Origin of the sequence: Ferrovibrio sp. (genome assembly GCF_019636075.1) — a bacterium.
Taxonomy (GTDB): Bacteria; Pseudomonadota; Alphaproteobacteria; order Ferrovibrionales; family Ferrovibrionaceae; genus Ferrovibrio.
The window spans coordinates 1-23,318 of sequence record NZ_JAHBYG010000048.1 but is presented as its reverse complement, the minus strand read 5'-3'; the positions used below and the strand labels follow the sequence as shown (position 1 = coordinate 23,318).

Here is a 23,318-nt window from a genome sequence, read left to right as displayed (position 1 = left end):
AACGGCATGATGTTCCTCTCGGTTCAAGGAGGAATGTACAATGCCGATCGGTTACAAGCAGATGGTTGCGGAAGCGCTGAGTGAAATCGAAACCATGACACCGGAGCAGGTGGCCAAGCATCTGGGCAATCCAGACACCCAGCTGGTGGATATCCGCGATCCGCGCGAGTTGGAGCGCGATGGCGCCATACCCGGCGCGCTGCATGCTACGCGCGGCATGTTGGAATTCTGGATCGATCCGGAAAGCCCCTATCATCGCAAGGCCTTTGCCGAGCCCAAGCAGTTCATTTTCTTCTGCGCCGGCGGCCTGCGTTCGTCGCTTGCGGGCCAGACCGCCAAGCGGATGGGGATTGCCCGCGTGGCCCATATGGATGGCGGCTTCGGTGCCTGGAAGAAGGCCGGCCTGCCGGTTGAGGAATGGGCGCCGAAGGCTCCGGCCGGAGACAAAAAATGAGCGGACCGCTCGATGGCTTGCGCGTCATAGAGATGCCGGCCATCGGGCCGGTGCCGTTTTGCGGCATGCTGCTGGCCGATCTGGGCGCCGATGTGCTGCGGATCGACCGTGTGGGCAATGCCGATCTTGGCGTGCCCGTGCCCCCGCAATACGAATTGCTGGGGCGCGGCAAGCGGGCGCTGGCGCTGGATTTGAAAAGTCCCGCCAGTATCGAACTGGTGCTGCGGCTTTGCGAAAAGGCCGATGTGATCCTGGAAGGCTTTCGTCCCGGCGTGATGGAACGCCTGGGGCTGGGCCCGGATACGGTGCAGGCCCGCGCGCCGCAACTGGTTTACGGCCGCATGACAGGGTGGGGCCAGGATGGTCCGTTGGCGCAGGCGGCGGGCCATGACATCAACTACATCGCACTGACCGGCGCATTGGCCGGCATCGGCGCTGCCGATGGCAAGCCGGTGGCGCCGCTCAACCTGGTGGGCGATTTCGGCGGCGGCTCGCTGTATCTGGCGATGGGCGTGCTGGCGGCTTTGTTCGAGCGGCAGAGCAGCGGCAAGGGCCAGGTGGTGGATGCCGCCATGGTGGATGGCGCCTCGTCGTTGATGACGATGTTCCATGCGCTGAAGGCGGCCGGCCTGTGGCAGGATAAACGCGGCGTGAACATGCTGGATGGCGGCGCACCCTGGTATGGCACCTATGAATGCGCCGATGGCAAATATATCTGCATCGGCTCCATCGAGGGCAAATTCTACGCCGAACTGATCCGCAAGCTGGGCTTGGATCCGGGCTGGCTGCCCAAGCAGCATGATGCGCGGCGGTGGGGCGAATTGCAGGCGGCCTTCGCGGCCGCCTTCCGCAGCCGCAGCCAGGCCGAATGGTGTGCCATCATGGAAGGCAGCGATGTTTGCTTCGCGCCGGTGCTGGGGCTCGAGGAAGCCACCAAGCATCCGCATATGGTGGCGCGCGGCAGCTTCATCGAGCGCGATGGCATCGCGCAGCCAGCACCGGCACCGCGATTTTCGCGCACGCCCGGCGCTGTGCGGCGCGGGCCCCCCGGTAGCCAGGGATTGGGCAGTCAGGGATCAGGCAGCGTTGCAGATGGCGCTGCGGCAACCGATACCGGCGAGGATGCCTTGCTGGAATGGGGGCTCGCGGATTCCGCCGGCACATAGTGTAAAGCAGAAAGGATTATCGGATGGATTTGGGTATCGCTGGGCGCAACGCCCTGGTTTGCGCCGCATCCAAGGGTTTGGGCCTGGGCTCGGCGCTGGCCTTGGCCAAAGAAGGCGTGTCGGTAACCATCACCGCACGCGGCGCGGATACGCTGGCGGCAGCGGCTGAACGCATCCGGCGCGAGGCGCCGGGCGCGCAGGTGAAAACCGTGGCTGGCGATATCACCACCGAACAGGGCCGCGCCGATGCGCTGGGCGCGGCGCGCGAACTGGGCGGCGGTTTCGTCGATATCCTGGTGAACAATGCCGGCGGCCCGCCGCCCGGCGGTTTCCGCGATTGGGATCGCGATGCCTGGATCAAGGCGGTGGATGGCAACATGCTGACGCCGATCATGCTGATCAAGGCGGTGATAGACGACATGATCGCGCGCAAATTCGGCCGCGTGGTGAATATCACCTCGTCTGCCGTGAAGGCGCCGATCGCCATCCTCGGCCTGTCCAACGGCGCGCGCTCGGGCCTTACCGGTTTCATCGCCGGCCTGGCGCGCGATCCGTCGGTGGCACGCAACAATGTCACCATCAACAACCTGCTGCCTGGCCGCATCCTCACCGACCGGTTGCGCAACAATTTTGCCGGCAAGGGGCCGGGCGTGGATGTGGATGCCGAATTGCAGCGCAATGCCGCCACGGTTATTCCGGCCGGCCGCCTCGGTTCGCCGGAAGAATTCGGCGAGGTCTGCGCCTTCCTGTGTTCGGAACGCGCAGCCTACATGACCGGGCAGAATGTGCTGATGGATGGCGGCCTGTATCCAGGCACCTACTGAGGCCGGCTATTTGCTCCAATGCTTCAGCCGGTTTGCCGCCTCGACCATGCGGTCGGTGGCGCCGGCAAACGAGAAGCGCAGGAAATGATGGCCGCGCGGGCGGTCGAAATCGAAGCCCGGCGTGGCTGAGATGCCGGTATCGCGCAGCATGCGCTGGCAGAAATCCTGCGCATCGTCGGTGAAGCGCGAAATATCGGCATAGATGTAGAAAGCGCCATCGGCGGGCGCCAACTGGTCGAAGCCGGCCTTGGGCAATTCGTTCAGCAGGATTTCGCGGTTGCGGGCATAGCGCGCCACATTCTGCTCAAGCTCGTCGTAGGCCGACAGCGCGGCGATGCCGGCCACCTGGCTGATGCCTGGCGCGGATATATAGAAATTCTGTGCCAGGCATTCCACCGGACGGATCAGCGCCTCGGGCAGCACCATCCAGCCCAGCCGCCAGCCGGTCATGGAGAAGTATTTCGAGAAGCTGTTGATCACGATGGCCTGGTCGGTGATGCCCAGCACCGACTTGGCGCGGCCGTTATAGGTGATGCCGTGATAGATTTCGTCCACGATCAGCCAGCGGCCATGCAGCGCGCAATCGTCTACCAATGCCTGCAGTGCGGCATCGTCCAGCATGCAGCCGGTGGGATTGGCGGGGCTTGCCACCAGCACGCCCTTGGCCTCCGGCGCCACTGCGTTGATTTCGGCGGGCGTGGGCTGGAAGCGCGCTGCGGCCTCGGTGGCGATCATCTTCGGCACCAGGTCCAGCGCCTTCAGGATATTACGATAGGCAGGGTAGGCGGGTTCGCCCAAGGCCACGCTGTCGCCGGCATCGAAGGCGGCCAGGAAGGCGAGTTGGAAGCCGGCGGAGGAACCGGTGGTCACCACGATGCGCTCAGCCGGCACGCTGAGGCCGTAATAGTCGCGGTAATGGCGGGCAATCGCTTCGCGCAGCGGGGCCAGGCCCAGCGCCAGGGTATAGCCCAGCGGATCGCGCTGCGCCTCGCGCAAGGCGGCCTCGATGGCGGCGCGCGGCGCCGGGGTGGAGGGCTGCCCCACTTCCATATGGATCACATCGCCGCCTTCGGCCTCGCGTGCGGCGGCGGCCTTCATCACTTCCATCACGAAGAACGGGTCGATATTGCCGCGCTTGGAAGGCAGCGGTTTCAGGTTACGCATGGAATCCACCCCATCAATGCCGCAGGTCTAATGCTCGTCGCCCACCGCCAGACCGAAGCTGCGGCGGTCGGCGGCAGCCCGGCAGCTTGTCGGCGCACCGGGCGAACCCTGGCTGCACAGGGAAAGCGTCAACCGCCCCAGCCGGCGCACTTCGGCCAAGGCCACGCCGCGCTTGACGATATCGGCCATCATGGCCTGATCGGCGCCGGGTTCGTAGAGCAGCGGCGCGGTGGGGGCGGGTTGGAAAACCCGTGGACGCGCCAAGGCTTCCGCAGCCAGCATTCTCTCCGGCACCAGGCCGGTGAGCAGCGCCTGCGCCAGGGCGGCAGGGGCCGGCGCGCCGCCCGATGCGGCAGCCGTGGCAAAGGCCTGGCGGCCGGTCGGATGTATGGCGGCCATGGCGGAGAGATAGGGCATCTCGTCGCCATTCTGCCCCGGTGTTGCCGCGAACAGCACATTGGTCAACTGGCCTACGCGCCGCGCGCCGAATGGCCTTGAAAGGCCGACGGCACAAGCCGCGGTGCGGCCATAACGATCCATCACCGAGATCGAGGCCGAGCCATGCTCGAACATCGGCGCGCCGGCTTCCAGGCCCATATAGGCCTGGCCGATGGCGGCTGCCAGCGCGGCCGGCCTGGCATTGCCGCCGCCGATACCGAACGTGCCGCTGCCGCCGCTGAAGCCTTGCTCCATCAGCCACGCTGCAATCGCGCCGCCGCGTGCCTCGGGCGTGAAATACAGCTTGATGCGGTTGCGGAATTCCAACTCGATCGGCTTGCTGGTCTGTGCGGTATAGCCGCGCAGATCCTCGGCGGTGATGGCACCACCGGCCTGGGCGATATCGGCCAGCAGAATCTGCGCTGTGAGGCCCTGATAGAAATCATGCGGACCGGCCGAGCGCAGGCGGCTGAACACATTGGCTAGCGTGGGATTGGCAATGGCCTCGCCTTCGCCGCGCACGCCGCCGCCCAGGCGACCCAGCAGAAGGCCCAGTTCTGGCGATTGCGTTACCGGCGGCTGGGTTTCCTGCACGGCCTGCACCAGGGCGCGGCTGGTGGGGTCGCCAAAGCGCGCCAGTTGTTCGGCGGGGATCACCACCTGCTCCCAGCGCAGGCGGCCATAGGCGCCATGCAGCAGGGCCATGCCGCGCACCAGGGCCGGGATCGGCACGGCGCCGCCGCCCGGCGGCAGGCGCAGCGGGAAAGAGATGGCATCAATCTTCAAATGTTCGGCATCGGCGGCCAGGCAGACGCCGCCGGCCCCCAGCGACACGGCGGCGGGGTAGGTGACGGCCATGGCAAACACGCCGGCCACGGCGGCATCGGCGGCATACCCGCCGGCATCCAGCACATCGCGGGCCACCAGGGCGGCGCGCGGCTCGTCGGCCGCCACAGTGCCGACAAATTTGGTCGGCAGATTCTGGATCACACGATCCGGTTGTTTGTTGCTGGAACAGGCGGCCAGCAGGCCCGCGCCAAGCAGCAGGGCGGTGATTTGCGCCAGGGATCGGCACTGGTTTTGCCGGCCTCTGAGGCCGTTAAGCCAATGAGGGAAAACCGCCAAACGTTGACGACCGGCCAGGCAGAACCTACCTATAACAGACGGACTTACCGCGGATTGGCGCAGATCGCCGGACGCAGATGGAAATCGTTTCACCATGGCCTTTAACTGGTCCTCCTTGCGCCGTCGCCTGACGCCGCCGAATTGCCTCAAGCCGCGCCGCGCGGTTTCGGCCGCGGTGGCGCTTGCCTTCGGGCTGAGCCTGCTGCCGCAGCCTTTTACCGCGTTCGAGCAGCGGTCCGGCCAAGCTTGGGCACAGCAGCGGCGCGGGGTGTCTCTGGTCCGCGATGCCGAGATCGAAGCTACCATTCGCGCCTATGCCTCGCCACTGCTGGGCGCGGCCGGAATAGGGTCCGAATCGGTGCAGGTCTATCTGGTTAACGAACGCAGCCTGAATGCCTTCGTGGCCGGCGGACAGCGGATTTTCGTGCATACCGGGTTGTTGCAGCGGGCCGAGAGGCCGGCCCAGGTGATCGGCGTGCTGGCCCATGAAATCGGCCATATTGCCGGTGGTCATCTGGCCCGGCTGGAGGATTCGCTGGGCCAGGCCTCGGCGATCATGATTGCCAGCATGTTGCTGGGCGCGGCCGCCGCCGTGGCCACCGGCAGCGGCGAGGCGGCGATGGCGGGCGTGCTGGCAGGCCAGCAGGTGGCGACCCGCAACCTGCTTTCCTTCACCCGTGCCCAGGAGGCCGCCGCCGACCAGGCCGGCGCCACCTTTCTGGAGCAGACCCAGCAGAGCGCCCGGGGGCTGGCCGAGTTCATGAATATCCTGGCCAACCAGGAAGCCCTGGCGGTGGAGCGGCAAGACCCCTATGTGCGCACCCATCCGCTTTCCGCTGAGCGCGTTTCGGCGTTGAATGCCCGGGTGGCGCAATCGCGCTTCGGCGACCGGCCGGATTCTCCGGAGAATATCGAACGCTTCAAGCGCATGCAGTCCAAGCTGATGGGCTATCTGGATGGCCTGCCGGCCACTTTGCGTAAATACCCCACCAGCGATACCAGCCTTTATGCCCGCTATGCCCGCGCCTTTGCCTATTTCCGCGCGCTGGATTTCGCCAAGGCGCTGGACGAAGTGAACAGCCTGCTGGCGGAATATCCCAACGATCAGTATTTCCATGAATTGAAGGGCGACATCCTGCTCGATATGGGCAAGGTGCCGGAGGCAACCGAGGCCCATCGCCGGGCCTATGAATTGTCGCCCACCGAGGCGCTGCTGGCCTATGGCTTCGCCCGCGCCCAGATCGCCCAGGACGACCCCGCGCAATTGCCCGAGGCCACCCGCACCCTGCAGGACGTGACCCGCCGCGAGCCGGAGAATATCGGCGCCTGGCAGCAGCTGGCGGTTGCCTATGGCCGCAGCGGCGATATCGGCATGGCTTCGCTGGCCAGCGCCGAGCGTTTCCTGGCCAGCGGCGAATTGCGCGATGCCCAGGGCCAGGCCGAGCGCGCCAAGCGGTTGCTGAAGGAAGGCACACCGGGCTGGTTGCGCGCGCAGGATGTGATCGATGCCGCCACCGACCGCCGCCGCGAGTTGCGCAACCGCTGAGTCTTTGGGGTATTCATGCTGCGCCGGGCCATTTTTATAACGCCGATGTGCATTGCCCCGGAGCGGGGCGCTGGCCATAGTCGGGCGCTTTTTACCGTAAAGGACATACCATGGGGTTTCCCCGCACGCTGATCGGTCTCTGGGCCGCCTTCGCCTTCTTGTTCGCCGCGCCGGTTATGGCGCAGGAAAAGGATGCTTTCTCGCCCGAGCAGCGCAAGCAGCTTGAAAGCCTGGTGCGCGACATCCTGGTGAAGAATCCGAAAATCCTGATTGAGGCGATGCATGCGCTGGAAGAACAGCAGCAGCAGGAGCGCTTGCAGGCGGCCTCGGCGGCGATCCGGCAGAATGCCAAGGCGCTGATGGATGACGGCTTTTCCTTCGTGGCCGGCAATCCCAAGGGCGACGTAACCCTGGTGGAGTTCTTCGATTACCGCTGCGGCTATTGCAAGCAGATGCAGCCGGCGGTGCTGGATCTGCTGAAGCAGGATGGCAAGCTGCGTGTGGTGCTGAAGGAATTGCCGGTGCTGGGACCGGAAAGCGTGCTGGCGGCGCGCGCGGCGATTGCGGCGATACAGCAGCCCGGCGGCAAATACATGGCCTACCACAACGCCATGATGGCGTTTCGCGGCAAGCTGGACGAAGCCCAGATCCTGCGCATGGCCAAGGAGGCTGGCCTGGATACCGACAAGCTGAAAGCCGAGATGGCCTCGCCGCGTACCAGCGGTATCATCCAGGAGAATCTGAAGCTGGCCGAAACCCTGGGTATCGAGGGCACGCCGGCCTTTGTGATCGGCGACAACCTGGTGCCCGGCGCCACGTCGCCCGACACTCTGCGCATGCTGATCCAGAAGGCGCGCGGCGGATAACCCGCAGGGCCGTGATTTGACAATTCCGGGGACGGCCCATATGGTCGCGCCGAATTTTTGCAGTTGATGGGAAGATTATCCATGCGCGCCGAAATCAAGGCCATGGCCGATGAGATCAAGCAGTCGTTGGAACTGCTGAGGAGGTCTCTTTGACTGGGATAATGCGGTCAAACGGCTCGAAGAACTGAATGCCAGGGCGGAGGATTCCGCCCTCTGGAACGATCCCCAGAAAGCCCAGGAGGTGATGCGCGACCGCAACCGCCTGGATCGCGCGGTCGGCGTGCAGCGCCGGCTGGAGCAAAGCCTGCAGGATAACAGCGACCTGATCGAACTCGGCGAGGCCGAAGGCGACGCCGATATTGTGGCCGAGGCCGAGGCCGCTATCGCCGCCCTGCGTGGCGAAGTGGAGAAGGCGCGGCTGGAAAGCCTGCTTTCGGGCGAAGCCGATGGCAACGACACCTTCCTGGAAGTGCATGCCGGCGCCGGCGGCACCGAAAGCCAGGATTGGGCCTCGATGCTGCTGCGCATGTATGTGCGCTGGGCCGAACAGCATGGCTACAAGGTGGAATTCCAGGAAGAGAGCGAAGGCGAGGAGGCCGGCATCAAGTCTGCCACCATCAAGGTTTCCGGCGCCAATGCCTATGGCTGGCTGAAAAACGAAAGCGGCGTGCACCGCCTGGTGCGCATCTCGCCTTACGATTCCAATGCGCGCCGCCATACCAGCTTCGCCTCGGTGGGGGTTTATCCGGTGGTGGACGATACGATCGAGATCGATGTGCAGGAAAAGGATCTGCGTATCGATACCTATCGTGCTTCGGGCGCTGGCGGCCAGCACGTGAACAAGACCGATTCCGCCGTGCGTATCACCCATATTCCCACCAACATCGTGGTGGCCTGCCAGACCAACAAAAGCCAGCATCGTAACCGCGACGAAGCGATGAAGATGCTGAAGGCGCGGCTTTACGAGCGCGAATTGCAAAAGCGCGAGGCCGAGAAGCAGGCGGTGATGGATGCCAAAACCGATATCGGCTGGGGCCATCAGATCCGCTCTTATGTGCTGCACCCCTACCAGATGGTGAAGGATCTGCGCACCGAGCTGGAAACCAGCGACACCCAGGGCGTGCTGGATGGCGATCTCGATCCCTTCATGGCGGCGCAGCTTGCCGCCCGCGTGGGCGTAAAATAACCGCGCGGGATACAGCGGCGCCGGCTGCGACAGGGCCGGGCCGGCAGCGGATCATTCTGCTGCATGGCCTGGCGCGCAACCCGGCTTCGCTGGCACGGCTGGAAACCGCCTGCAAAGCCGCCGGCTATCACACATTGAACTGGGGCTATCCCAGCCGCGACGACAGCATCGCCGGCTTGCTGGCGCGGTTTCGCGGGCTTTGCGATACGCTGGCGAAACAGCCGGCCGTTACGCATTTCATCGGCCATTCCCTGGGTGGCCTGCTGCTGCGCGCCGGTCTGATCGATCCGGTGGGATTTCCGCTCGGCCGGTTGGTGACGATTGCCAGCCCGCATCGCGGCTCAGGCATCGTGGCGCGTTTGCGCGAGACGCCGCTTGCGCCGTTGCTGCCTGTGGTGATGGGGAAGCCGGTTTATGAATTGGCGCCCGATGCGCCCTGGCTGCAAACCCTTGGCTGGCCGGCCATGCAGATCGGCGCCATCGGCGGCACCCGCCGCTTTCATCCGCTTACACCGGCCAGTTGGTTCAATGCCCTGATGGGTAACAGTGCCGAACATGATGGCACGGTGGAACTGACCTCGGCGCTGCCGCAGGATGTGAATGGCGCGATAGCGGATTATCTGCGCCTTGATGCCGGCCATAGTTTCATGGCCGATGATCCGCGCTGCATCGCGGCAGCGTTGAATTTCGTGAAAACCGGGTGGTTCGCCTAAGGCTAACCCACCCTAAGGCTTATGACGTGGCGCGCAGGGCTTCCGCCTTGTGGTCGCTCTTGGCCAGTTTGCTTTCGGCCTTGTCGGCCTTCGCCTCGCTACTGCCATTCGCGCTGGAGCCATTGGTGGCGGCGCCGTTATTGGTGATGGCGGTGACCACGCTGAACTTGGCCGCGGCCTCGCGCGGGTTCTCGGCGAATTTGCACAGGCCTTCGATCTTGGCGCCGGCGGCAATCGACAGCAATTCATGCCAGATATCGCCGCGCACCCGGGCGGTCTTGTCCAGTTCCACCGACTTGGCGCGGATGCGGCCGGTCACTTCGCCGCGGATCAGCACATGATCGGCCACCACTTCGCCCACCACCCTGGCATTCTCGCCGATGGCAAGGCGCATGGCGGTCACGTCGCCATTCACCTGGCAATCGATCTGCACTTCGCCTTCGCTGTGCAGGTCGCCATTCACCGTCAGCCCCGCGCTGAGCAGCGAGGGCGGCGCCTTATTGGCGGACGGCGGAGGTGTCTTCTTGCTGTTTGAAAACATGGTAGCCTGCCTCGATGAATTTAGCCGGATCGACGGGTTCGTCGTCGAGAAGAATTTCGTAATGCAAATGCTGGCCGGTGGAGCGGCCGGTGGAGCCCATTGCGCCGATCCGCTTGTTCAGCGTAACGGTTTCACCCAATTGTACATTGATCGCGCTGAGATGTGCATAGCGGGTCTTGATGCCGAGGCCATGATCGATCTCGACAGCACGGCCATAGGGGCCTTTACGCCCGGCAAACACCACCACACCAGGCGCCGAACTGTAAATCGGCGCCTGACGCGGACCGATCATGTCCAGCCCGGCATGGAAAGCCCATTGCTTGGTGAAGGGATCGAGCCGACGGCCGAAACCGCTGGACAATTCTGAATCGCCCGGCTGCATCGGCAATGTCAGCGGCAGGCGGTGCGCCAGCGACAGCAGGTCCGTCCAGCGCGAGGAGCGGGCGTTGTTTTCCGGCGTCACGCCCGCAGGCGTGGCAAGAGAAGCCGTTGTGGTGGCCAGGGCCGGTGAATTACCCAGCGCCGCGACGCGGCTGCCATCCTCGCCCAGGCTGCGCAGCGGGCCGCCCACGCCCACTTCGGCGCGCGCATCGGCATGGCGGTTGAGCAGCATTTCCACATCGACGCCGATGCCGCGCAAAGCCTTTTCCAGTGCGGCGACGCCATTGCCGCCACGCGGCTGGATTTCGTCGGCCAGTTCGCGCGGCTTGGGACGTAGCGCCAGGATGCGGGCCTCGATCTCGCCGGCTTTCGGCGTGCCGGTGGCGCCAGGCTTCTCGCGGCTGGCGCGCAGCATGGCTTCCAGGTCTTCGATGCTGCCCGGCGCGTTGCCTTCGTCGCTCTTGCCGATCAGCTTGTCCAGGCTGGGTTTGCTGATGGGCAGGGGCGGCGGTGCGGCATTGGCCAGGGCGGTATTGGCCAGGGCTTGCGGCGAGAGTTGTTGTGCTGTGTTGGCGGCAGCCTGAGCCTGGGCCTGGGCCTGGGCCTGGGCCTTGCCATTGGCTTTTGCATTGGCTGTGTTGGCGGCTTCCGTGGCGCGCAGGGCAGCCTGGTTCTGTGCCAGCAATTGCTCGTAGCGCAATTCGAGATCGCGGGTTTCCACCAGCAGCCGCTGTTCGGTGGCGCTGTTGTGGCGCTTCAGTTCGTCATAGGCGGCGCTGAGTTCGGCGATGCGCAGATCGCGGGCTTCCAGCAAGCGGTCGCGGTAAAGCGCGTTCACCGAGGCATAGCCGATCCAGCCAGCGGCAAACAGCACGGTGCAGGCCAGCACGATCTGCGTGCCGGTGCCAAGCGATACATAGCGCACGTCGCCCCGGCTGCGGAAAATGATCTGCCGCTCCGGAAACAACGTCTCGCGCAACTCCCGCCACTGCCGTGCCGTGCGTCGACCCACCGGTCCCCCATTCAAACCATGTTTTTTGACCAGGGAGATTAGGGCGCAAATGTCTTGGTTAATGCAAGGCGGTTTCTGTTGCTAATTGAATTTAAACGCTTTCTGACACTGCGCTTTTACAGCCAGCAGAGTTATCCACAAGGTGTGGATAACGGTCGCAAGCGTTTGATTTCAGGCGTCGCGAATTGCGGTCAGCACGGCATCCGCGTGCCCCGGCACCTTTACCTTGCGCCAGACCTGTTTGATTACACCCTTCTCGTCGATAAAAAATGTCGTCCGTTCGATGCCCATATACTTGCGGCCATACAAACTTTTTTCCACCCAGACCCCGTAAGCGGCGCAAACCGCGCCTTCCTCATCGGCCGCAAGCGCGATTCGGAGCTTGTGTTTGAGCTTGAATTTGTCGTGCGAGGCCACGCTGTCGCGCGAGCAACCGATCACCACGGTGTTGAGTTTTTCGAACTTCGCCTTGGCAGCCGAGAAGTCGATGGCTTCCTTGGTGCAGCCGGACGTGTCGTCTTTCGGATAGAAGTAGAGCACGACATTCTTGCCCTTCAGCGCGCTGAGCGAAATCTTCTCGCCGCCATCGCCGGGCAACGAAAACGCCGGGGCCTTGTCGCCGGGCTGCAGGCCGGCATCTTTCGAGGCGGATTCCTTGGAAACGGGTTTCTTGGTCATGATGGCTTCCTTGCGCTGCTACTTCGCCGCGGCGGGAGTTTCGATCAAGGCGATGAAAGCCGCAAGCACATCCTGCTGCGCCGCCTGTAATTGCGCCGTCAATGCAGCCAGATCCTCGGCGCCGAACAGACCGGGCAGGCGGCGCGCCAGGGCAGGCGGCCATTGCTCGGGCTTTTCGGCGGCCTCGCCGGCCAAGCGTGCGGCGGCCAGCAGACTGCCCATCATGCGGCCGGCATGGATCAGCTTGCCGGCCTGTGCCTGCGGCAGGCATTTGGCTTTCGCCAGCAAGGCCAGGGCTGCCAGCGGATTGGGGTCCAGCACCGCCGGATGTTTGTTGCCATGGCGCAGTTGCAGATATTGCGCAATGAATTCCAGGTCCACCAAACCGCCGCGCCATTGCTTCAATGCCCAGGGGCTGTTGCCCGGCTTGGCGGAAAGCAGGCGTTGACGCATGTCGGCCACGTCATGCAGCAGCTTGGCGGCATCGCGCGGCGCGGAAAGAATGCTCAGGCGCAGCGCCTCGATCTTCTTGGCGAAAGCGGTGGGGCCGAACACCACGCGGGCGCGGGTGAGGGCCATATGCTCCCAGGCCCAGGCTTCTTCGCGCTGATAAGCGGCAAAGCCATCCAGCGTGCTGGCGATCGGCCCGGCATTGCCCGAGGGCCGCAGGCGCATATCCACTTCGAACAACCGGCCTTCGCCGGTCATCGCCGTGATGGCGTTGATGAAGCGCTGGCACAGCCGGGTGAAATATAGATTGGGCGAAAGCGGCCGCGTGCCATCGGATTGTTCGGCCTTGGCGCCATGTTCATAAAGCAGGATCAGGTCGAGATCGGAATCCAGCGTCAATTGCCGGCTGCCGAGCCGCCCCATGCCCAGCAACGCAATCTTCTCGCCCGGCACATGGCCATGGGCCTGGGCGAATTCGGCATGCACATGGCGGAACAATTCCACCAGCACGGTATCGGCCACATGGCTGAGATGCTGGCCGGCGGTTTCGCCATCGAGATTGCCGCGCAACAGCCCGATGCCGATCTGCAGGCGTAATTCATTCGTCCAGCGCCGGGTCCAGTCCAGCACATCCTGGAAATCCCGTGCCGAACCAAGCTGGCGCGCCAGGCTGGCCTGCAGTCGCTCGGGTGCGTAATCGGGCGGGGTGCTGGCATATTCCAGCAGGCTGTCGAACAGTGCGGGATTGTCAGCCAGCGTATCCGCCAGATGCGGCGCGGCTGCCAGCAATTCGGCCATGATATCCAGCACCAGCGGATTGCTTTGCAGCAGCGAGAAAAGCTGCACGCCGGCCGGCAGGCGGGCCAGGAAGCGGTCGAAGAACTGGATCGCGGTATCCGGGCTGCCGGTGCGCGAAAAGGCTTCCAGCAGATTGGGCATGATGGCGGTAAGCTTTTCGCGCGCGCGCTCCGAGCGCATGGCGCGATAGCGGCCGAAATGCCAGCCCCGGATCATCGCCGCAATCTCGGGCGGCGCGGTAAAACCCAGCCGCGTGAGCGTGGCCAGCGTATCCGGATCGTCGTCGGCGCCGGTGAAGACCAGGCTGCCCTGGCTGCTGCCCAGATTGGGCGCTTCGGCAAACAACTGGTCGTAATCGGTTTTCACCCGGGTGAGGGTGGCCAGCAATTTCTTGCGGAAGGCATCGGCGCTCGGCTCGCCCAGGAAGGCGGCGATGGCGGCGATGCCGGCGGCATTATCGGGCAGGGTATGGGTCTGTTCGTCGTTCACCATCTGCAGGCGATGCTCCACCTTGCGCAGATAGATGTAATCCTCGGTCAACGCATCGCACACCGCCTGTTCCAGCCGCCCGGTGGCCACCAGCGCGTTCAGCGCGGCAATGGTGGCCGGGGCGCGCAGGCGGCTATCGCGCCCACCGGCGATCAATTGCTGGGTCTGGGCGAAGAATTCCACTTCGCGGATGCCGCCCCGGCCAAGCTTCAGGTTATGGCCTTCCACCGCGATCTCGGCATGGCCGCGATGGGCATGGATCTGCCGCTTGATCGAATGGATATCCTCGATGGCGGCGAAATCCAGGTTCTTGCGCCACACATAGGGCGTGAGGCGGGCCAGGAACCCAGTGCCGGCCTCGATATCGCCGGCGATCGGGCGGGCCTTGATCATCGCCGCGCGTTCCCAATTCTGGCCGAAGCTTTCGTAATAGGTTTCGGCTGCCGCCATCGACAACACAACCGGCGTGGAACCCGGATCGGGCCGCAGCCGCAGATCGGTGCGGAACACATAGCCATCGGCTGTACGTTCGCTCAGCAGCTTCACCAGGCCCTGGGTGAGGCGCACGAAACATTCCAGCGCGGATTTGCGGCCGGTGTAATGCACCACCTCCTGATCGAACAGCATGATCAGATCGATATCGCTGGAATAATTCAGTTCATGGGCGCCCAGTTTGCCCATGCCCAGCGCCACGAAGCCCGAGCCTTTGCAGGGCTCGTCCGGATGAGGTAACACGATTTCGCCGCGCCCGGTGGCTTCGCGCAGCAATGCGGCCATGGCAATATCGGTAGCGCGGCTGGCGAAGGCGCTTAAGGCGCCGGTCACGCGCTCCAGCGGCCAGAGTTCGGCGATATCGGCACAGGCGATGATCAGCGCGAAGCGGCGCTTGGCCTGCCGCAGCGGCTGCATCAGGTCTTCGGGTTGTTCGGCTGCCTTGGCGGCGGCGTTTAACGCGGCCTCGGCCTCGGCTATGGCGGCATCCGGCCCCTGCTGCAACAGCCGCAGCATCGCGGCGGGCTCGGCGCAGGCAAGCTGGGTGAGGTAGGGGCTGTTGCCAAACAGGGCGGGCAGCAGTTTTTGAGCGCCGGATTTCGCTGCTTCGGCCGTGAGTGATTTGGCCAGCTTGGCATCGGTCTGCCGCAATTCGGCCAGACTGTCCTGCCAATCCTCGTGGCCGCGAGCCAGCATCGCGGGATTGTGAGCGGGCGGCGCTTTGTCCCACAGCCCGGGCGCGGCGGCAGCTTTCGGGCGTCTGGCGGTTTTGGCAGCTTGGGAAACGGCGGATTTTGTTGAACGTTTTACAGGCACTTAACCCCTCCCGGCGGGGCCGCTTGCGATCCGGCGCCCCTCGTCTGGTCCGGCAAAGTCGGCTAGAATGGCGGATGGGTCAAGCCGGTGCTTTGAACGCTTTTCGCTTGGCATTCCGATCCGCCGGCTTTCGGGCGGCATCGGGGCCGGCTTTGCAGATTTGAGGAAGAACCACGGTGCTGCTTTGGAGTAGGCGTTTTCTCAGGCTGATGGCTAGCCTGCTGATCACCTTGGTGGTTCTGGCAGCCCTGTTGCTGTGGCGCCTGGCCAACGAGCCGATCTCGCTGAGTTTTCTGGCGCCCTATGTAGCCGAAAGCCTGGTGCTGTCCGATCTCGGCATGAATATGGAAGCCGAGGATGTGGTGCTGGCCTGGAGCGACACCGACCGCGCCTTGCGCCTGCGCGTGTTGAATGCCCGCGTGCGGCGCGATAATGCCGACCTCAACATCCGCGTGCCGGAACTGGACATCGCGCTGAGCGGCGCTTCGCTGCTGCGCGGTGTGCTGGCGCCGCGTTATATCCGCGTGGCCGGAGTGCAGGCGCGGCTGGTGCGCGAAGTGGATGGCCGCTTCCTGGTGGGCGGTGCCGAGCCTCAGGCCGATGGCCAGGCCGAAAGCGAAGCCCATAACCAGGGCCATAACCAGGCGGACGCAGCCGCCGCGCCGGCAACGGGCGATGCCTCTGCCTTGCTGTTTGCCGCCTTGTTCAATCAATTGTCGGGGCCCACCGATCTGTCCGATCCGCTGGGCCAGTTGGATGCGGTGAGTCTTGAGATCGATCGCCTTGTGATCATCGACCGCAAGCTTGGCCAGCGTTGGCTGGCGCCGCGCGCGGTGCTGAATCTCGAGCGCGGCGACAATGCGGTGAGCGCCGTATTCTCGGGCGATCTGGATTGGCGCGGCAAGCGCATGGCGCTGGATGTGAATGCCGAATACAGCGCGCTGCGGCGCACCACCATGGGGCAGGCGCGGTTCGAGGGCGTGGAGCCGGCAGACTTCGCCGACCTGGCGCCGATCCTGGCGCCGTTGAGTGCATTGCATATGCCGCTCTCCGGCCGGCTGGATTTCACCCTGGATGAACGCGGTTCGCTGGGCGATCTGCGTTTCGATCTGGCGGCGGGTGCGGGCCACATAGATCAGCGCGATCTGTTCATCGAGGTGCTGAGCCTGCAGGAAGCCAAGGCCAGCGGCCGGCTGGAAACCACCGCCGACGGCACCATCGAGGCGTTGCGCGTGGAAGCGCTGGAAGCGCATTTCGGCGACAAGCTGTCGCTGTCGATGAAAGGCTGGCTGCGCCAGCCGGCGCCGGGCCGTTTCGGTATCGAGGTGAAGGGCAAGTTCCTGGACCTGCCCACCGATGCATTGCGGCGCTATTGGCCGCGCGACATGGCCAAGAATGCCCGCGAATGGGTGACGGCACGGGTGCGCGACGGCTATGTGACCGAAGCGGATTTCGCCGCCGAGATCAGCCCCGACATGCTGGAAGGCAAGCGCCGCCTGCCGCGCGAGGCGCTGGTGCTGAATTTCGATTTCGCCGGTCTTTCCACCGATTATTTTCCGCCGCTTACCAAGCTGACCAATGGGCGCGGCAAGGCGCGGCTGGATGCCGATACTTTTTCGCTGACCATGGATAGCGCGAAGGTGGGCCCGTTGAATGCCAGCGGCGGCAAGCTGTTGATCACCGGCCTGCAGGATCGTGATCAATTCGCCGATATCACCATCACCGCCGATGGCCGCAATACCGATATGCTGGAATTGATCGACCGCAAGCCGCTGGGCTATCCCTCGCAGTTGGGCATCGTGCCAGCCAGCGTGGCCGGCGAGGGGCGGGTCACCACCAGCTTCCGTTTCCCGCTGGAAAACAATCTGAAGCTCGATGATGTGAAATTCACGTCCATCGGCGATCTCAGCAATGTGGCGCTGCCGGGTTTGTACGATCGCTTCAACCTCACCGATGGCCGGCTCAAGCTGAAAGTGGATGGCAAGGGCCTGGAAGCCGAAGGCGAGGCGACGCTGAACACCGTGCCCACCAGCCTGTTCTGGCGCCAGGAATTCGATGCCAAATTGCCGGTGACGGCGCGCTATCGCGTCAGCGGGCGGCCCGACGATGCCGGGCGCCGTGCGCTGGGTTTTGAACTGGCGCCCTATATCGGCGGGCCGCTGCAGGCCGATGCCGAGATCGAAGCCTTGCGGAACGGCGACACCGTGATCCATGCCAAGCTGGATCTGGCACCGGCCACGCTGAAGCTGGATGAATTGTATTATGCCAAACCGGCCGACAAGCCGGGCGCGGCGGATTTTACCGTGCGGCTGCGGGCCGGCCAGCCGATCGATTTCGAAAAGCTGCATCTGCGTGCGCCGGATTTCGATGCCCAGGGCCGTGCCAGCCTGGGCAACGACAACAGTTGGGAAATCACGCTGGCCTCGCTGGCCGTGAAGCAGGGCATGCTGAGCGGCCATGTGAAGCGTGCGGCCAATGGCGATATGGCCGTGGCCGCCGAAGGCAGTAGCTTCGATCTGGCACGGTTTCTGGAGGATGCCCAGTCCGATGCCGAACCTGGCAAGGCGGAAACGCCCAAACCGCGCCTCGATCTGCGCCTGCGCTTCGATCGCGCCAAGCTGGATGACAAGACGCTGCTCAGCAATTTTGCGCTCGATCTGAATAACGGCCCACTTTTCGTGGAGCGGCTGGATCTTTCAGGGGCCTTCCTGCCCGCCGATGGGCAGCCGGGCGGCGGCAGCATGGCGGTACAGATCGCGCCCAAGGATGGCGGGAAAGCCCAGGGCCGCGTGCTGCGGCTGCGCACCGACAATGCCGGAGCGGCCTTCCAGTTCCTGGGCATCGAGAATACCCATGGCGGCACCATGGAAGTAGATGGCAGCTATGCCGATGATCAACCCGGCCGGCCGCTCACCGGCACGCTCACCGCCCGCAATTTCAAGGCGGTGCGTGCGCCCTTCCTGGCCCGCCTGCTGGGCATCGGTTCGTTCACCGGCCTGGCCAACCTGCTATCGGGCGAAGGCATCCAGTTCGAAACCGCCAGCGTTCCGTTCCGCCAGGTGCATGGCGTGCTTACCATCCAGCCCAGCCGCATCCAGGGGCCGCAGCTTGGCATCACCCTGGAAGGCACGGTGGATCGGCCGCGCAATCATGTGAACGTGACCGGCACCGCCGTGCCGGCCTTTGTGCTGAATACCATTCTGGGGCGGATTCCGCTGCTGGGCGATTTGTTCGTGGGCGAGGGCATCATCGGTGTGAATTTCGCAGCCTCAGGGCCGCGCGAGGCTATCGATTTCACGGTGAACCCGCTTTCGGCCATCGCGCCGGGTTTTCTGCGCCGCATCTTCCAGGCGCCGACCCAGGCTCCGCAGGCACAAACTCCGGCACCGCAAAGCCCGGCCCCGCAAAGTCCAGGGCAGCAGAACCACACGCGGACAGAGCCGCCGGCCGCACAGCATCAGCCATAACCGAAAGTTTGGATCAGCTTGCCGGCGCGCCCTTGGCGGCAGCCATCGAGGCCTTCACGTATTTGTCGACATTGCTGGTGAGTTCATCCAGCTTGCCTTCAAAGAAGTGATCGGCGCCGGGCACCTTCTTGTAGTCGATCTTGATGCCCTTTTGCAGCGACAGGCGCTGGGCCAGCTTGGCGGTGTCATTCTCCGGCACGATCTTGTCGTCGGTGCCCTGGATGATCAGGCCGGAAGACGGGCAGGGCGCCAGAAAGCCGAAATCATACATGTTGGCCGGCGGCGCCACCGAGATGAAGCCATCGATTTCCGGCCGCCGCATCAGCAATTGCATGGAGATCCAGGCGCCGAACGAGAAGCCGGCGATCCACACCGCCGATGCATTGGCATTCACGCCCTGCAACCAATCCAGCGCCGATGCGGCATCCGACAATTCGCCAACGCCGTGATCGTAAACGCCCTGGCTGCGGCCCACCCCGCGGAAATTGAACCGCAGGACGGAAAAACCGCGCTTGGCGAACACATGGAACAGGTTGTAAACCACCTTGTTGTTCATCGTCCCGCCATATTGCGGGTGCGGATGCAGGATCAAGGCGATGGGCGCATTCACTTCGGAGCCATGCAGGTATTTACCCTCCAGGCGACCGTCCGGGCCGGGGAAAATCACATCAGGCATGGGCTATCATCTGTATTCACTGCCATAGATATCTCAAAATGAGGCGCCACTCGGAAATAAGCGATTGAACGCAGACAGGTTTTACCATATTTCGCCCGGCGAAATTCAAGCAAAAACGCCCGCTAGGGGATAACTCGTCATGGCTCGCGCCGCTTTGTATCTCGATCACAATGCCACCACGGCGATCCGTCCGGAGGCCCAGGCGGCCCTGCTGGAAAGCCTTGGGACACCGGCTAACCCTTCGTCGGTACACGGTTTCGGGCGTGCGGCCCGCGCTCGCATGCAGGCCGCCAGGGGCCAGGTGGCGGCCCTGGTTGGGGCAGAACCGGCAGAGGTGGTGTTCACATCCGGCGGCACCGAGGCAAACAACCTTGCGTTGCTACAGGTGCCCTCTGCAAGCGTTATTGTATCGGCCCTGGAGCACGACTCGGTGCTGGCCCCTGCGGCTGCGCTCGCCGAGTCTGGCCGTCCGGTCTTCACATGCCCGGCGCTGCCTGATGGCCGGATCGACCTGGCTGCCCTGGCGATACTGCTGGAACAGGCGCCGCGCCCGGCTTTGCTGGCGCTGATGGCGGCCAATAACGAAACCGGGGTGATCCAGCCCCTTGCCGAAGCCGTGGCGCTGGTGCGCGCGGTGGGCGGCATGGTGCTGGTGGATGCCGTGCAGGCCGCGGGCAAGATTCCGCTGGATTTCGCCCGCCTGGGGGTGGAGATGCTCAGCCTCTCGGCCCACAAGTTGGGAGGGCCCACGGGTGTAGGGGCGCTGATCCTGCGCGGCGACATGCCGTTGACCGGGCGGCAGAAGGGCGGCGGGCAGGAACTTGGCCGCCGCGCCGGCACGGAAAACCTGCCTGGCATCGTGGCTTTCGGCGCCGCCGCCAACGCGGCCCGGTTTGATCTTGCCGCTTACGCGGCCGGGCTTGATCTTACCGCTTATGGCGCGGTTGCCGAAATCCGCGACCGGCTGGAAAGCCTGATCCTGGCCGAAGCGCCCGATACGCCGATTTATGGCAAAAGCGCGCCCCGCCTGCCCAATACATCCTGCATCGGCATGCCCGGTGTTGAAGCCGAGTTGCAGGTGATGGCATTCGATCTGGAAGGTATCGCGGTTTCGGCCGGCTCGGCCTGTTCGTCGGGCAAGATGAAACCCAGCCATGTGCTGGTGGCGATGGGCCTGGATGAGGCTGCCGCGCGCCAGGCGATCCGCATCTCGTTCGGCCGCGACAGCAAGCCCGAGGATGCCGAACGCGCGGCGGCAGCCTGGCTCAAACTCTGGCGGCGCAAGCATCCGCGCACTATATGAGACATCCCAGACCAGGAGCGCCCCAGTATGCCCAGCATGACCTTCATCCTCGCCGATGGTAGCCGCAAGACCGTGGATGCGCCGGCGGGGCTGAGCGTGTTGGAAATCGCTCATAAGCATGGCGTGGATATCGAAGGCGCCTGCGAGGGTTCGCTGGCTTGTTCCACCTGCCATGTGGTGATCGACCCGGCCTGGTATGGCAAACTGCCGGCGGCCAAGGCCGACGAGGAAGACATGCTGGATCTTGCCTTCGGCCTCACCAAGACATCGCGGCTGGGCTGTCAATTGCTGATGACGGAAGCGCTGGATGGCCTCACCGTCAGCCTGCCCAGCGGCACCCGCAACATGATGGGCTGATTTTACTCAGGCGTCTGCTGCCAGCCGCCGCCCAATGCCTTGTAGAGATCGACCAGCGCCGTGTAGCGCGCAAGCTGGGCCTGCACCAGCGTGTCGTTGGCCTGGAACACCGCGCGTTGTGAATCCAACAGATTGATGAAGGGCACGGTGCCGGCGCGGAAACGGGCATCCACGATGCGATAGGCATCCTGCGCCTGGTCGTAGGCCTCGGTGGCGAAGCTCGCGCGCTGGGTGGCATTGTTGTTGGCATTCAGCGCGTCTTCCACATCGCCAAACGCGGTAACGGCGGTTTTGGCATAAGTCTCTGCCAATTCGCGCAGGCGGGCGCGGCTCAAATCCTCCTGGGCTTCCAGGCGTCCGCCCTGGAAGATCGGCGCCAGGATCGAGCTGGCCAGCGAATACAGCGCGCTTTGCGGATCCAGCAGATTGCGCAATTCATTGCTCTGCAGGCTGCCGCTGGCGGTGAGGCTCAATGTGGGCAGGCGTGCCGCCTTGGCAACGGCAAGGTCGCGGTTGGCGGCATAAAGCGAGGCTTCGGCCTGGCGCAGATCGGGGCGGCGTTCCAGCAGGCCCGAGGGCAGGCCGGCGCGCACCGGCGGCAGCGCCAGATCGTTCAGGCTTTGGGTCTGCACACGGAAACCCTGCGGCGGCCGGCCCAGCAGCAAGGCGATGGCGGTGAGGGTTTCGTATTCGCTCTGGCGCAGGGCGGGCAGAGTGGCGCGCTGGCTGGCCACGCTGTTGCGCTGTTGCGCCACTTCCAGATCGGAAGCCACGCCAAGCTGCTGCTGGCGCTGCAACACGGTGAGCACATCCTCGGCGTTGCGCAGGGTGTCTTCCGCCAACCGGATGCGGTCGCGCAACGACAGCAACTGGAAGAAGGATGCGGCCAGGTTGGCATGCAGGGTGAGGCGCACCGTTTCGCGGTCGTAGCGGCTGGCCGAAAGCCGCGCGGCGGCGGCTTCGCTGCCGGCGCGGTTGCCGCCGAACAGATCCACCTGATAGCCGGCGGTGAGGCCAGTGCTGAAACTGTTGCGCGTGCTGCGTTCGGGAACGCGGGTAGAGACGGAGCCGCTGGTGCTGCTTGCGGGCGGCGACCAGTTGCGCGCGGCGTTGCCGCTGGCGCTCAATGTGGGCAGCAAGGCAGCGCCGGCTACGCGCAGCGAGGCTTCGGCCTGTTCGATCCGTGCCACGGCGGCGGCCAGGTCGTGATTGCCGGCTTCCGCCTGCAGCATCAGCATGGCCAGTTCCTGGCTGCCGAACCCGCGCCACCAATCGGGATCGGGCCAGGCCTCGCTGACCGTATCCGCACTGGTTACCGCATTGCCGGCATTGTTGGTTGCGGCCCTGCCGGCCTCGGCTGAGCGGATTTCCCAGGCAGCCGGCAGGCTCAGGCTGGGCAGCGTGAAACGCTCGCTTACATCGCAGGCGGCCAGGCCGAACAGCAAGGGCAGGGCAAGAAGCGGACGATACTGGGCGGATGTGTACATGACCGGACTCATTCGGACGCGAGGGCAACGACGGGATCGAGGCTGGCGGCCTTGCGCGCGGGCAGATAGCCGAACAGCAATCCGGTGCCGAAGGCGCAGCCAAACGCCAGCAGCACAGGCTCGGGGTTATAGGCCACCGGTTTGCCGAAGGCGGCGAAGGCGGCCGTGGCGCCCAGGCCGATCAGCACGCCGAGCGCGCCGCCCAGGATGCAGATCACCAAGGCCTCGGTATTGAATTGCAGCAGGATATCCAGCTTGCGCGCGCCTGTGGCCATGCGCACGCCGATCTCGCGGGTGCGTTCGGTCACGCTTACCAGCATGATGTTCATCACGCCGATACCGCCCACCAGCAGCGAGATGATGGCAATCGAACCCAGCAGCAAGGTGAGGGTATCCTGGGTGGCCATGGCGGTTTCCAGGATCGCCGCCATGTTGCGGATCTGGAAATCCTCGGCGCGGTGGCGCTGGATCAAGGTCTGGCGGATGGTTTCCTGGGTTTCGTCGATGCGGCTCACATCATCCACCTGTACGGTGATGCTGCGCACATAGCGCTGGCCGAACAATCGCAGCATGCCGGTGGATAGCGGCACCACGATCACGTCATCCTGGTCGTTACCGAAGCCGGAAGCGCCTTTCGGTTCCAGCACGCCGATCACCTGGAAGGGAATGTTGTTGAGCAGGATGAACTCGCCCAGCGGATCGGTGTCGCTGTTGAACAAGGCTTTCACAACCGTTTGCCCCAGCACCGCCACCGGGGCATAGCTGCGCACCTCCTCTTCGCTGAAGAACACGCCTTCCGTCAGGGCCCAGTTGCGCGCCTGGGTGAAGGCGGCGCCTGCCGCATTGGCCTGGCTGAGATAATCGTTGTTACGATAGCGGGCGGTTACCG

The 23,318-nt window shown here is 64.4% G+C and carries 19 protein-coding genes; 10 read left to right on the top strand and 9 right to left on the bottom strand.

The window, feature by feature from the left end; translation table 11 throughout:
• Positions 1-40: 40 nt before the first annotated feature.
• The 3 genes from KF827_RS16780 to KF827_RS16770 are packed head-to-tail and all read left to right on the top strand — an operon-like array spanning position 41 to position 2,444.
• A complete protein-coding gene (locus KF827_RS16780; protein WP_291007809.1) occupies positions 41-454 on the top strand; it encodes a rhodanese-like domain-containing protein in 414 nt (137 codons plus the stop codon).
• Positions 451-1,620 (top strand): CaiB/BaiF CoA-transferase family protein, encoded by a 1,170-nt coding sequence (locus KF827_RS16775; RefSeq protein WP_291007807.1) that lies wholly within the window; start codon positions 451-453, stop codon positions 1,618-1,620. The genes KF827_RS16780 and KF827_RS16775 overlap by 4 nt, the downstream gene beginning before the upstream one ends.
• A gap of 23 nt (positions 1,621-1,643) precedes the next feature.
• Positions 1,644-2,444, top strand: coding sequence for an SDR family oxidoreductase (locus KF827_RS16770; protein ID WP_291007806.1), 801 nt, complete (start codon positions 1,644-1,646; stop codon positions 2,442-2,444).
• 6 nt (positions 2,445-2,450) lie between these two features.
• Here KF827_RS16770 and KF827_RS16765 read toward each other — a convergent pair whose 3' ends face one another.
• Complete coding sequence (locus KF827_RS16765) at positions 2,451-3,608, bottom strand: aminotransferase class I/II-fold pyridoxal phosphate-dependent enzyme (RefSeq protein WP_291007804.1); 1,158 nt, start codon at positions 3,606-3,608, stop codon at positions 2,451-2,453.
• Between the two features lie 27 nt (positions 3,609-3,635).
• Complete coding sequence (locus KF827_RS16760) at positions 3,636-5,036, bottom strand: gamma-glutamyltransferase (protein WP_291007802.1); 1,401 nt, start codon at positions 5,034-5,036, stop codon at positions 3,636-3,638.
• A 229-nt stretch (positions 5,037-5,265) separates the two neighbouring features.
• On the opposite strand from KF827_RS16760, the gene KF827_RS16755 reads away from it, so the two are divergent.
• From KF827_RS16755 to KF827_RS16740, 4 genes are all read left to right on the top strand, one after another.
• The gene (locus tag KF827_RS16755; protein ID WP_291007800.1) at positions 5,266-6,717 is read left to right on the top strand and encodes a M48 family metalloprotease; all 1,452 of its coding nucleotides are present in this window, start codon (positions 5,266-5,268) and stop codon (positions 6,715-6,717) included.
• A gap of 110 nt (positions 6,718-6,827) precedes the next feature.
• A complete protein-coding gene (locus KF827_RS16750; protein ID WP_291007798.1) occupies positions 6,828-7,583 on the top strand; it encodes a DsbA family protein in 756 nt (251 codons plus the stop codon).
• A gap of 81 nt (positions 7,584-7,664) precedes the next feature.
• A protein-coding gene (gene prfB, locus KF827_RS16745) for a peptide chain release factor 2 (RefSeq protein WP_367273148.1) occupies positions 7,665-8,769 on the top strand; the annotation gives its coding sequence in 2 pieces (ribosomal slippage) (positions 7,665-7,733 and positions 7,735-8,769; 1,104 coding nt in all).
• Complete coding sequence (locus KF827_RS16740) at positions 8,766-9,482, top strand: esterase/lipase family protein (protein ID WP_367273149.1); 717 nt, start codon at positions 8,766-8,768, stop codon at positions 9,480-9,482. The genes prfB and KF827_RS16740 overlap by 4 nt, the downstream gene beginning before the upstream one ends.
• Before the next feature lie 19 nt (positions 9,483-9,501).
• Here KF827_RS16740 and KF827_RS16735 read toward each other — a convergent pair whose 3' ends face one another.
• The 4 genes from KF827_RS16735 to KF827_RS16720 form a co-directional block, all read right to left on the bottom strand.
• Positions 9,502-10,023, bottom strand: coding sequence for a polymer-forming cytoskeletal protein (locus KF827_RS16735; RefSeq protein WP_291007792.1), 522 nt, complete (start codon positions 10,021-10,023; stop codon positions 9,502-9,504).
• A complete protein-coding gene (locus KF827_RS16730; RefSeq protein ID WP_291007790.1) occupies positions 9,980-11,383 on the bottom strand; it encodes a M23 family metallopeptidase in 1,404 nt (467 codons plus the stop codon). The genes KF827_RS16735 and KF827_RS16730 overlap by 44 nt, the downstream gene beginning before the upstream one ends.
• Before the next feature lie 204 nt (positions 11,384-11,587).
• Complete coding sequence (gene bcp / locus KF827_RS16725) at positions 11,588-12,094, bottom strand: thioredoxin-dependent thiol peroxidase (RefSeq protein WP_291007788.1); 507 nt, start codon at positions 12,092-12,094, stop codon at positions 11,588-11,590.
• Between the two features lie 18 nt (positions 12,095-12,112).
• Positions 12,113-15,019: a bifunctional [glutamine synthetase] adenylyltransferase/[glutamine synthetase]-adenylyl-L-tyrosine phosphorylase gene (locus KF827_RS16720; protein WP_291007786.1), complete on the bottom strand. Its 2,907-nt coding sequence runs from the start codon at positions 15,017-15,019 to the stop codon at positions 12,113-12,115.
• A gap of 329 nt (positions 15,020-15,348) precedes the next feature.
• Here KF827_RS16720 and KF827_RS16715 point away from each other — a divergent pair, with 329 nt between their 5' ends.
• Complete coding sequence (locus KF827_RS16715; RefSeq protein WP_291007784.1) at positions 15,349-18,606, top strand: AsmA-like C-terminal region-containing protein; 3,258 nt, start codon at positions 15,349-15,351, stop codon at positions 18,604-18,606.
• Between the two features lie 13 nt (positions 18,607-18,619).
• Here KF827_RS16715 and KF827_RS16710 read toward each other — a convergent pair whose 3' ends face one another.
• A complete protein-coding gene (locus KF827_RS16710) occupies positions 18,620-19,282 on the bottom strand; it encodes an alpha/beta hydrolase (protein WP_291007782.1) in 663 nt (220 codons plus the stop codon).
• A gap of 139 nt (positions 19,283-19,421) precedes the next feature.
• Between KF827_RS16710 and KF827_RS16705 the strand changes: the two genes are divergently transcribed.
• Positions 19,422-20,585: a cysteine desulfurase family protein gene (locus KF827_RS16705; RefSeq protein WP_291007780.1), complete on the top strand. Its 1,164-nt coding sequence runs from the start codon at positions 19,422-19,424 to the stop codon at positions 20,583-20,585.
• Positions 20,586-20,612: 27 nt separating this feature from the next.
• Positions 20,613-20,942 (top strand): ferredoxin family 2Fe-2S iron-sulfur cluster binding protein, encoded by a 330-nt coding sequence (locus tag KF827_RS16700; RefSeq protein WP_291007778.1) that lies wholly within the window; start codon positions 20,613-20,615, stop codon positions 20,940-20,942.
• A gap of 2 nt (positions 20,943-20,944) precedes the next feature.
• Here KF827_RS16700 and KF827_RS16695 read toward each other — a convergent pair whose 3' ends face one another.
• Positions 20,945-22,429 (bottom strand): efflux transporter outer membrane subunit, encoded by a 1,485-nt coding sequence (locus KF827_RS16695; protein ID WP_291007776.1) that lies wholly within the window; start codon positions 22,427-22,429, stop codon positions 20,945-20,947.
• Between the two features lie 8 nt (positions 22,430-22,437).
• The coding region (locus tag KF827_RS16690; RefSeq protein ID WP_291007774.1) for an ABC transporter permease at positions 22,438-23,318 on the bottom strand (881 nt) is incomplete at its 5' end.

Coding starts and splice junctions, on each gene's coding strand:
- KF827_RS16715 (WP_291007784.1), top strand. CDS start 15,349: ATGGCTAGCCTGCTGATCACCTTGGTGGTTCTGGCAGCCCTGTTGCTG.
- KF827_RS16755 (WP_291007800.1), top strand. CDS start 5,266: ATGGCCTTTAACTGGTCCTCCTTGCGCCGTCGCCTGACGCCGCCGAAT.
- KF827_RS16765 (WP_291007804.1), bottom strand. CDS start 3,608: ATGCGTAACCTGAAACCGCTGCCTTCCAAGCGCGGCAATATCGACCCG.
- KF827_RS16710 (WP_291007782.1), bottom strand. CDS start 19,282: ATGCCTGATGTGATTTTCCCCGGCCCGGACGGTCGCCTGGAGGGTAAA.
- KF827_RS16700 (WP_291007778.1), top strand. CDS start 20,613: ATGCCCAGCATGACCTTCATCCTCGCCGATGGTAGCCGCAAGACCGTG.
- KF827_RS16770 (WP_291007806.1), top strand. CDS start 1,644: ATGGATTTGGGTATCGCTGGGCGCAACGCCCTGGTTTGCGCCGCATCC.
- KF827_RS16695 (WP_291007776.1), bottom strand. CDS start 22,429: ATGTACACATCCGCCCAGTATCGTCCGCTTCTTGCCCTGCCCTTGCTG.
- KF827_RS16720 (WP_291007786.1), bottom strand. CDS start 15,019: ATGCTGGCTCGCGGCCACGAGGATTGGCAGGACAGTCTGGCCGAATTG.
- KF827_RS16780 (WP_291007809.1), top strand. CDS start 41: ATGCCGATCGGTTACAAGCAGATGGTTGCGGAAGCGCTGAGTGAAATC.
- bcp (WP_291007788.1), bottom strand. CDS start 12,094: ATGACCAAGAAACCCGTTTCCAAGGAATCCGCCTCGAAAGATGCCGGC.
- KF827_RS16735 (WP_291007792.1), bottom strand. CDS start 10,023: ATGTTTTCAAACAGCAAGAAGACACCTCCGCCGTCCGCCAATAAGGCG.
- KF827_RS16750 (WP_291007798.1), top strand. CDS start 6,828: ATGGGGTTTCCCCGCACGCTGATCGGTCTCTGGGCCGCCTTCGCCTTC.
- KF827_RS16705 (WP_291007780.1), top strand. CDS start 19,422: ATGGCTCGCGCCGCTTTGTATCTCGATCACAATGCCACCACGGCGATC.
- KF827_RS16775 (WP_291007807.1), top strand. CDS start 451: ATGAGCGGACCGCTCGATGGCTTGCGCGTCATAGAGATGCCGGCCATC.